This window comes from Draconibacterium sp. (genome assembly GCF_041583095.1).
Lineage (GTDB): Bacteria > Bacteroidota > Bacteroidia > Bacteroidales > Prolixibacteraceae > Draconibacterium.
In genome coordinates this window covers 1-10,137 of sequence record NZ_JBFHGM010000192.1, presented here as the reverse complement: position 1 = coordinate 10,137, position 10,137 = coordinate 1, and the positions used below count along the sequence as shown (strand labels likewise).

Annotated in this window: 6 protein-coding genes and 1 pseudogene; all 7 read left to right on the top strand. The window is 44.2% G+C overall.

All coding sequences use genetic code 11. The annotated features are described in order from the left end of the window. A pseudogene (locus ABZB17_RS16095) lies at positions 1–440 on the top strand (hypothetical protein); the annotation flags it as partial. Positions 441–459: 19 nt separating this feature from the next. Beyond that, positions 460–2,355 carry a glycoside hydrolase family 28 protein gene (locus ABZB17_RS16090; protein ID WP_372651537.1) on the top strand — a complete coding sequence of 632 codons (1,896 nt, stop codon included), beginning with the start codon at positions 460–462 and terminating at the stop codon, positions 2,353–2,355. Positions 2,356–2,365: 10 nt separating this feature from the next. Then, positions 2,366–5,275 carry a glycoside hydrolase family 2 TIM barrel-domain containing protein gene (locus ABZB17_RS16085; protein WP_372651535.1) on the top strand — a complete coding sequence of 970 codons (2,910 nt, stop codon included), beginning with the start codon at positions 2,366–2,368 and terminating at the stop codon, positions 5,273–5,275. A 39-nt stretch (positions 5,276–5,314) separates the two neighbouring features. Further along, positions 5,315–6,823, top strand: coding sequence for a rhamnogalacturonan acetylesterase (locus ABZB17_RS16080; RefSeq protein ID WP_372651533.1), 1,509 nt, complete (start codon positions 5,315–5,317; stop codon positions 6,821–6,823). 44 nt (positions 6,824–6,867) lie between these two features. Then, positions 6,868–8,223 (top strand): glycoside hydrolase family 105 protein, encoded by a 1,356-nt coding sequence (locus tag ABZB17_RS16075; RefSeq protein WP_372651531.1) that lies wholly within the window; start codon positions 6,868–6,870, stop codon positions 8,221–8,223. Between the two features lie 124 nt (positions 8,224–8,347). After that, positions 8,348–9,472 carry a glycoside hydrolase family 88 protein gene (locus ABZB17_RS16070; RefSeq protein ID WP_372651529.1) on the top strand — a complete coding sequence of 375 codons (1,125 nt, stop codon included), beginning with the start codon at positions 8,348–8,350 and terminating at the stop codon, positions 9,470–9,472. Between the two features lie 39 nt (positions 9,473–9,511). Further along, positions 9,512–10,137 (top strand): family 43 glycosylhydrolase (locus tag ABZB17_RS16065; protein ID WP_372651527.1); only part of this gene is annotated, 626 nt, incomplete at its 3' end.

Sequence of the window (10,137 nt, the reverse complement as noted above, 5' to 3'; positions counted from 1 at the left end):
GAGCAACTGATTCCTATACCAATCCGGAACTGATGAGAGACCATCCTATGGTGCTTGGCGCTTATGGCATTCTCCCCCAATGGAATAAAGTTGATCCGGAGATTATGCGCAATACCATGCATGTAGTGGCAAAAAAATGGAACTGGCAACAAACCTGGGGGTGGGATTATCCGATGGCAGCTATGTGTGCCACCCGGTTGGGAGAACCTGAAATGGCACTCGAATTTTTACTAAAAGATGTACAAAAAAATACTTACCTGAAAAACGGTCACAATTTTCAGGATGACCGGTTAAGAATTTACCTGCCCGGAAACGGAGGTTTGTTGACTACCATAGGTATGATGTGTGCCGGATGGGACGGTTGCACAGAGGAAAACCCGGGATTTCCGAAAAATGGGAAATGGGATGTAAAATGGGAAAATATATCGCCTGTATTTTAAAGGACAAAATATGAATATGATGAAGAAAATTGCTGCCATACTGATTATAATTGCTGCCTTCGCGTGTAATCCAAAAGCAGAAAAAAACACTAAAAGCGCATTGGTTAATCGTCTTGAAAGTTTCTTCTACAACGACAACTTCTCTGTAATTCCAGACAAAACTTTTAATGTTGCCGATTTTGGTGCAGTTGCAGATGGAAGAACGCTGGCAACCGAAGCCATTCAGCAAACCATTGATGCTGCTGCAGAATCCGGAGGAGGGAAAGTGATTTTTCCGGCTGGAACCTATTTGTCGGGAGCACTTTTTGTAAAGTCGAATGTTGAACTTCATATCGGAGAGGGCGTTGTAATTCAGGCGATTCAGAACAACGATTATTACCCAAGAAAGTGGACGCGCATCGCCGGAATTGAAATGGAATGGCCGGCTGCACTGATTAATGTTTACGACGAAAAAAATGTGCGTATTACCGGAAAAGGGGTGATTGATGGAAACGGAAAATACTGGTGGAACAAATTCTGGGGCGATCCGAAATACAGTGGGGGCATGTGGGGCGAGTACAAAGACAAAGGTATCCGCTGGGCGGTTGATTACGATTGCGAGCGTGTGCGCCCTGTTGTTATCTGGAAATCGGAGGATGTGCTACTGAAGGATTTTACCGTAAAACGTGCCGGATTCTGGACCGTTTCGCTTACCTACAGCACACGCGTGCATGTCGACGGGCTGGTGGTTCGCAACAACATTGGCGGCCACGGACCAAGTTCTGACGGGATTGATACCGACTCCTCGAAAGATGTGTTGGTAGAGAATTGCGATATTGATTGCAACGACGATAACCTTTGTATAAAAGCCGGTAAAGATGCCGATGGATTACGCGTAAATCGTCCTGCCGAAAATATTGTTTATCGTAACTGCATCACGCGCGCCGGTCATGGTTTAATAACTTTGGGAAGCGAAACCTCAGGAGGCATGCGCAACATCGAAGTATATGGTTTAAAAGCCATTGGCACCAATATCGGAATCCGTTTTAAATCGGCAAAAGTACGCGGCGGAATCATCGAAAACATTCATTTTCATGATATAGAGATGGAAAATGTGGCCAATCCATTTCATTTTGAACTGAACTGGTACCCCGAGTACAGCTACTGCACGATTCCCGACGATATTCCTGAAGAAGAAATTAAAGACCGTTGGCGGGTACTGAGCCAGCGTGTTGTTCCCGAAGAAAAGGGAATTCCGGAGTTCAGAAACATCAAACTCAGCGATATTAAAGTGGAAAAAGCGAAACGTGCATTTTATGCCAATGCTTATCCCGAACGTCACATTCATCACATTAGCTGGGAAAATGTTTCGGTTGAAGCAGAGGAAAGTGGCCAGCTCACTTACGCCAGCAACTGGACAATGAAAGACGTTGTATTAAAAACGGCTGGCGGCGAACCCATCGCGCTAACGGAGTGCAATAATATTGAACAACCCGAATTAATAAAAATCAAATCACAAACGGTACAGGAAGAAACAAAACTTACGGTGGAAGAACAGTTTCAGGCAATCAACCGCAATGCTGATGCTGTTATTATCCCCGTTAATCCAACCGAAGAAAAAGCGCTGGTTAATGGAGACAGCACTTTGTATTCCGGGCAATTCAAGCTGTACATTCTGAAACAGGAAGATGCCTCTTTACATTTTTACGAACCGCTTGGCGACGGATTTTATTACTCGGAAGTGGAGATAGTTACCAGCCAAAATGGAAATATGATTCAGGTGAAAGGTCAGAAAGACCATGATTACACCATTCTTGTTAACCGGGCATCCAAACCAAACAGTATTTACGGCGCCGACAACTGGTCGTACCAGGAAAATACACGCCAGGCAATTATTGAAAAGAAAGGAAAGAACTTTTCCATTCAAATAGATTAAAACGCTAATTATGAATTCATTTCTAAGAACTACAACAACATTACTTTTTGTTCTATTAATCAATTTCGGTTGGGCAAATCCGGCCAAAAAAGAAATTAAATACCTCTCGGGAACTGATAGTGAAAACACCGTGGCATGGGATTTCTTCTGCACTGCCGGCAGAAAAAGCGGTGCATGGACCAAAATTGAAGTTCCGTCACACTGGGAGCAACAGGGCTTTGGCGAGTACGACTATGGCCGCGATTATCGCACTTACGGAAAAAAATTCGACTATGCCAAAGAAAGTGGTTTATATAAACATCGTTTCAACCTGCCTGAAAACTGGAACGGCAAACGTGTTTTTATTGTTTTTGAAGGCTCGATGACCGACACGGAAGTGAAGATAAACGGAGAACTCGCCGGGCCCATTCATCAGGGATCGTTCTACCGGTTTAAATACGACATCACAGATAAACTAAAAACTAACGGTGAAAATCTGCTGGAAGTAAAGGTAGACAAGTGGTCGTCGAATGCATCGGTGAACCATGCCGAGCGTTATGCCGATTACTGGATTTTTGGTGGTATTTTCCGTCCGGTATACCTGGAAGCCATGCCTCAAAACTATATCGACCGGGTGGCCATAAATGCACAAGCCGATGGATCATTTACAATGGAAACTTTCCCGGTAAATGTAGACGACAAACAAACGATTGAAGCCCGTATTTTCGACAATACAGGAAAACTGATACAAACCTGTCAAAGTTCAGTTTCAAAAGGCGATTCGCTGGTTGAGTTGTCGTGCAAAGTTGAAGATCCTCACACCTGGACGGCCGAAACCCCAAATCTCTATTCAATAGAAGTCAGGCTAAAAAACGGAGCTGAAACCACTTACGAACTCACCGAAAAATTTGGGTTCCGCACCATCGAGATACGCAAAGGTGACGGCATTTACCTCAATGGAACAAAAATTAAAATGAAAGGTGTAAACCGCCACGTTTTCTGGCCAGAAACCGGACGTTGTGTAAATCCGCAAATCGATTTGGATGATGTAAAACTCATAAAATTTATGAATATGAATGCGGTTCGGTGCTCGCACTACCCTCCCGACAAAACGTTTCTACAGTATTGCGACTCATTGGGACTTTATGTGCTCGACGAGCTGGCCGGCTGGCAAAATGCTTATGATACCGAATCAGGAAGTAAACTGGTAAAAGAAATGGTGATTCGGGATGTCAATCATCCGTCCATAATTTTCTGGAGCAATGGAAATGAAGGCGGGACCAACAAAGAACTGGATGATGATTATGGTTTTTACGATCCGTCGAAACGCCCTGTGATTCACGCCCACCACCGTCCCGGAAACGATTTTAACGGAATAGACTGCAACCACTACGAAAATTATTACAGCTCGAAAAAAATTTTGGATGAAGGCCTGATCTACATGCCCACCGAATTTTTGCATGCGCAGGACGATGGTGGCGGAGCAACGGCGCTGGCTGACTTTTGGGAGTTATTTTGGAATTCGGAACGATCGGCAGGTGGCTTTTCGTGGGTGCTGGCTGACGAAGGTTTGGTGCGCACCGATATGAATAATGTTATTGATGTCAACCGTGTAAATGCCCCCGACGGGCTGGTTGGCCCACACCGCGAAAAAGAAGGCAGCGTTTACGCTATGCGTGAAATTTACAGTCCCGTTAAAATTGAAATGGAAAAACTTCCTGAAGATTTTGACGGTACTATTCCATTGGAAAACCGCTACCATTTTACCAACCTGAACAAGGTGCGTTTTGAATGGCAATTGGTTGATTTTAGCTTGCCCGAACAACGTGGCGCATTTCATAAAGTAATAAAAAGCGGGGTAGCAAAAAGTCCTGACCTAGCTCCGGTTCAAAAAGGCAAGCTGGATTTGGATCTGCCTGCCAATTACAAGCAGTACGATGCATTGTACCTATGTGCTTTCGATCCATCGAACAACGAAATATACTGCTGGAGTTGGAAAACCGATGGCAATGCCAACCAGGTGGTTAAACTGGTTGAAAAAGACCTGAATGAAAGCGAAGAAGAGCGTTTAAAAGCACTAAAAGCCCTGGGAATTGAGGAAGATAATATTTTACCGATTGAACGTCAGGAAGGCGATACCAATATCAGTTCGTCGGTTGAGGTGAATGAAAACGATTCGCTGATCACGCTAAAAGCCTCGGGAATTGCTGTTACTTTTAGTAAAAAAGACGGTACAATCCGAAAGCTTGCCAATGATTTTGGACTGCCTCTACCCTTTTCAAACGGGCCGGTATTGGTGAGTGGAAATGCCAAACTGCTTACTATTGAAAAGAGCAAAAATGAAAACAGTTACCGTTTAAACATGCTTTATGATGGCGACATCAAACAACTGTCGTGGACCATGTACAACAGTGGCTGGCTGCAGCTTGATTACGAATACCTGGTAGAAGGCGAACAGTATTTTACCGGTATCAGTTTTGATTTTCCGGAATCGGATATCATCAGCGCAAAATGGCTGGGCGAAGGACCGGCGCATGTTTGGAAAAACCGTTTACAGGGCGGCCGTCTCGATGTTTTTCAGCGTTTGTACAATAATGTGCTGCCCGGCGATAACAACTGGCAATACCCTCAGTTTAAAGGTTACTATGCCGATGTTTCGTGGATAGAATTCAATACCGTTTATGGGAAATTTACGGTTGTAGCACAAGAGGACGACCTTTTTGTGCGCCTCTTTGATTTTTACGGAATTTCAGGGCCAAAAAATTATCCGGTCTTACCAAAAGGCGATATTTCTTTTCTCGACGGCATTCCACCACTCGGCACCAAACTGGCCATGGGAATCAGCAACGATACCTGGAACCTGGGACCTGCCGGAGAACTGAACAAGATGGACAAACCGGTAAAACGTAACTTATATTTCTATTTCGGTTTACGCAACTAACAATAAAAACTACTCACAGGGATTCATAAAACTTTCAATATGATACGAGTTCTTAATATTATCCTGGTTCTTTGTTTTTTTGCAGGATGTAAAGAAATTGAAAAAGAAAATTCGGACCGAAAACCAACCATATATATCATAGGCGATTCAACTGTAAAAAACGGACGCGGTGACGGAGCCGGTGGACTTTGGGGCTGGGGCGATCCTCTGGTTCAGTTTTTCGATACAAGCAGAGTAAACATAGAGAACCACGCACTGGGAGGTACCAGTAGTCGTACTTTCCGAAGTAAAGGCTTGTGGGATGAAGTACTCCGGAAAATACAACCCGGCGATTATTTGTTAATGCAGTTTGGTCACAACGATGATGGCCCGATAAACGACGATTTTAGAGCACGCGGTACCATTTATGGAATTAGCGACGCCACGGAAGAGATTGATAATATGCTAACCGGTGCTCATGAAATTGTTCACACTTACGGATGGTACATCAGGCAGTACATTGCCGAAGCCAAAGCAAAAGGGGCAATACCGGTCGTTGTGTCGCCTATTCCGCGAAATGACTGGGAAAATGGCCAGGTTCCGCGCAACGATACGAAATATGGATTATGGGCCAAAGAAGTGGCCAATTTAGATGAAGTTGAGTTTATCAACCTGAATGAAAAAATGGCAATTGCCATGGAAAAACTGGGCGAAGATGCGGTCACCGGTCATTATTTCTTTAAAAGAGATCATACCCATACTTCGGCAAAAGGCGCAGTGCTTGCGGCCACCCTGATTGTTGATGAACTAAAAAAATCGGATGAATGTTACCTGAAAGATTATTTGCTGAAGAATCCTAAAATAAACTTCCCGGTAAAGAAAAAGGTATTTATAATCGGAGACTCAACCGTTGCCAATGGAAACGATGAGATTGTTGGCTGGGGCCGCGAACTCTATAATTATATGGATACTACACGCCTTCTTATCTTAAACAAAGCACGTGGAGGACGAAGTAGCAGAAGTTTTCATTACGAAGGCCTCTGGGATGAGGTGCGGACACAGTTAAATTCCGGCGATTTCTTAATCATCCAGTTTGGACACAACGACGGCGGCAACCTCGACAAACCCAAATACAGGGGATCACTGCCCGGAACGGGAGATGAAACGATGGAAGTTACCCGCGGTGATGGTTCGAAAGAAACCGTTCACACCTATGGCTGGTACATAAAAAAATACATTCAGGAAGCTAAAGCCAGGGGAGTATCTGTTATTGTACTTTCACAAATTCCACGAAATGAATGGCCTAATGGAAAAGTAGAAAGGGTAGATGACAATTACGGCAAATGGGCAAAAGAGGCAGCCAAAGCAGAAAAAGCATTCTTTATTGATTTAAACAACACTATAGCCGTTGAGTATGAAGCCATGGGTCCAAAAATTGTAAAGCAATTTTTTCCGGGTGATCATACTCACACCAATGTTTACGGTGCCCGATTTAATGCCCTCACGCTTACCGAAGAGATACAAAATTTAGGAGAGTGTAAGTTAAGAGGCTATACGAATTTATATTAAACTATATTGAATTTAAACACTGATTCTAAAAAACCATAAACGATATGAATAAGAAATTAATTACCATTTTTACTGTCATTTGCACCTTGTTTGGCTTGACAGTATCGGCTCAAAAAGTAAACGATGTAACTACTCCGCTGCATCTGCTTCAACCGGATTATCCCAACCCTTACGGAAAACCAGATCCAGATGATATTATAAAAACCATCGACAAAATTTATAACTATTTAAATGAAAGCACCCCTGCCAAACTCCAGGATAAAAATACCGGGGAAGAAATTACTGATTTTTCAAAAGTGGATGAAAATACCATTTTTATGCCGGGAGACTTTCGGTTAAACAGTTATGAATGGGGAGTTACCTATGCCGGCATGCTGCTCGCGAGTAAAACTTCGGGAGATCCGAAGTACGCAGCTTATACAAGCGAAAGGCTCAATTTTATGGGTAAAGCGCTGGATGCGTTTACAAAGTTCGAAGAACAAAACCCAGGCGCACAATACGCCTTGTACCGCTCCGTTCATCCTCACGCACTCGACGATTGCGGAGCCATTTGTGCAGCCATGATTAAAGCAAGCAACAGCGGAAAAGCCCAAAATCTCGACAGCAGAATAAAAAGTTACATCGATTACATCAGCAATAAACAATTTCGTTTTGAAGACAATACACTGGCACGCAATCGTCCACAACCCAATTCCCTGTGGCTCGACGATCTGTTTATGAGCGTTCCGGCATTGGCACAAATGGGTAGCTACAGTGGCGACACCAAATATTTTGATGATGCCGTGAAACAGGTGATACAATTTTCAAATCGTATGTTCAATTACGAAAAGGGGCTGTACATGCACGGCTGGATAATGGATATGGAAGAACATCCGCAGTTTTACTGGGGAAGAGCCAACGGCTGGGCAGTAATGACATTGGTAGAACTGCTTGAAGTACTTCCGGAAGATTATCCGGAAAGAGATAAGGTGCTGGACCTGTTAAAACGCCACATAAAGGGATTGGCCAGTTACCAGGATGGAACAGGATTCTGGCATCAGTTGATCGACCGGAACGATACCTACCTGGAAACATCGGCTACAGCTATTTATGCATATGCAATTGCGCGGGCGATTAACCGTGGTTATGTTGATGCAAAGGTTTATGGTCCGGTAGCCTGCCTGGCCTGGAATGCCGTATCAACAAAAGTGAACGAAAAAGGACAGGTAGAAGGTACCTGCGTGGGAACAGGCATGGGGTTTGATCCTGCATTTTACTATTATCGTCCGGTAAACGTATTCGCCGCTCACGGATACGGACCTGTTATCCTGGCTGGAGCAGAAATGATAGAACTGGTTAAAACACACGACATCAGAATTAACGACAGCTCGCTTCAGTTTTATACCGAAAAAAAAGAGTGAAGGGAGTTTGATTTTGGATACGAAAAGGTAGCTGACAGCTTTCAGGCATTAACTCCTGCAACACCGTATTCAAAAGAGTAATAAATCTACAACCATGCAACGAATCATCAAAAACATATGCATTATGAAATTTAAGTCCTCGCTTTTCCTGCTAAGTTTATTCCTTCTTTCGGCGTTTTTAACATCGGCACAGCACCTTCCTGCCAAACAGGATGTAGTAGAAAAAATGGATCTGGCCAATGGCTATTTAATGAAAAAGTGGCCTGATCCGGGTGTAAATGTAATTACGAACAGAGAGCGCCCCAGCAACCTGTGGACACGGGCAGTTTATTATGAAGGATTAATGGCTTTGTATTCCATCAAACCCGACCCAGCCTACCTGCAATACGCGATCGACTGGGGCGAGTCTCATAAATGGGGATTACGATATGGTGTTAATTCGCGAAATGCGGATAGCCAGTGTGCAGGACAAACGTATATCGATTTGTATAACATCGAACAAAAGCCGGAGCGCATAAGAGACATTAAGGCCTCGGTAGATTTGATGCTGGAAACCAATAAAACTGACGACTGGGACTGGATTGATGCGCTGCAAATGGCCATGCCCGTATTTGCCAAACTGGCTGTTCTTACCGGAGATAGCAAATACTCGGAGCGCATGTACGAAATGTATATGGACACCAAAATTACGCAGGGCCTGTATAATAAAAAGGATGGTTTATGGTGGCGCGATGCCGATTTCACACCGCCTTACAAAGAGCCAAACGGTGAAGATTGTTACTGGAGCCGTGGAAACGGCTGGGTAGTGGCCGCACTGGTTCGGGTTATGGATATTTTACCCGAAAACGATCCGCACTACAAAGAATACCTGAAAACTTATAAGGAGATGATGAAAGCCTTACTTCCCATTCAGCGCGAAGATGGTTTTTGGAATGCCAGTCTGCACGACCCGAATAATTACGGGGGCAAAGAGGCAAGCGGCACATCGATGTTTGTATACGGCATGGCGTGGGGAGTGAAAAATGGTATTTTGAGCGCAAAAAAATACATGCCGGCAATAACAAAGGGATGGAATGCACTGGCCACCGAATCGGTTCATGAGGATGGTTCTTTGGGCTATGTGCAAGGCACCGGTAAAGAACCAAAAGACGGGCAACCGGTAACCTACACCAGCAAACCCGATTTTGAAGACTACGGTTTGGGCTGTTTCCTTTTGGCTGGTAGCGAAGTGTACAAATTGTGTAAATAGCACCTCCCCTTACATTAATAATTGCATAAACTCAGATTTATGAAAAAGCTTTTAACGTTCCTGTTTTTAACCACCACATTTGCACCGCTTTTAGCACAAAACCGGAAACGCGTAGTAAAAGAAAATATACCACTGGACTCCATACGCTTGAGCGATCCGTGCATTCTGGCCGATAAAAACACCGCCACTTATTACATGACCGGAACGGGCGGTTTGCTTTGGAAAAGTAAAGATCTGAAATGGTGGACAGGCCCTTTTGTGGTGGCACAAACCGATCCTGATTCGTGGATGGGGCCGCGCCCCATGATCTGGGCTGCCGAATTGCATCAATACAACGGCAAGTACTACTACTTTGCCACTTTCACGAACCGCAAAGTGATTATCGACACGGTAAAAGGAAATGAAATTGAACGACGCGCCAGTCATGTTTTGGTAAGCGACAAACCCGACGGGCCTTATGTTCCGATGAAAGACTCCATATACCTGCCGGCCGACAAACCCACTTTAGACGGAACCTTCTGGGTGGATAAAGACGGAAAACCGTACATGATTTACTGCTACGAGTGGCTGCAAAACTGGAACGGCACCATTGAAAAGATAGAACTGAAACCGGATCTCTCGGGAACGATTGGTGAAGGAAAGGTTTTATTTCGTGCACACGATTC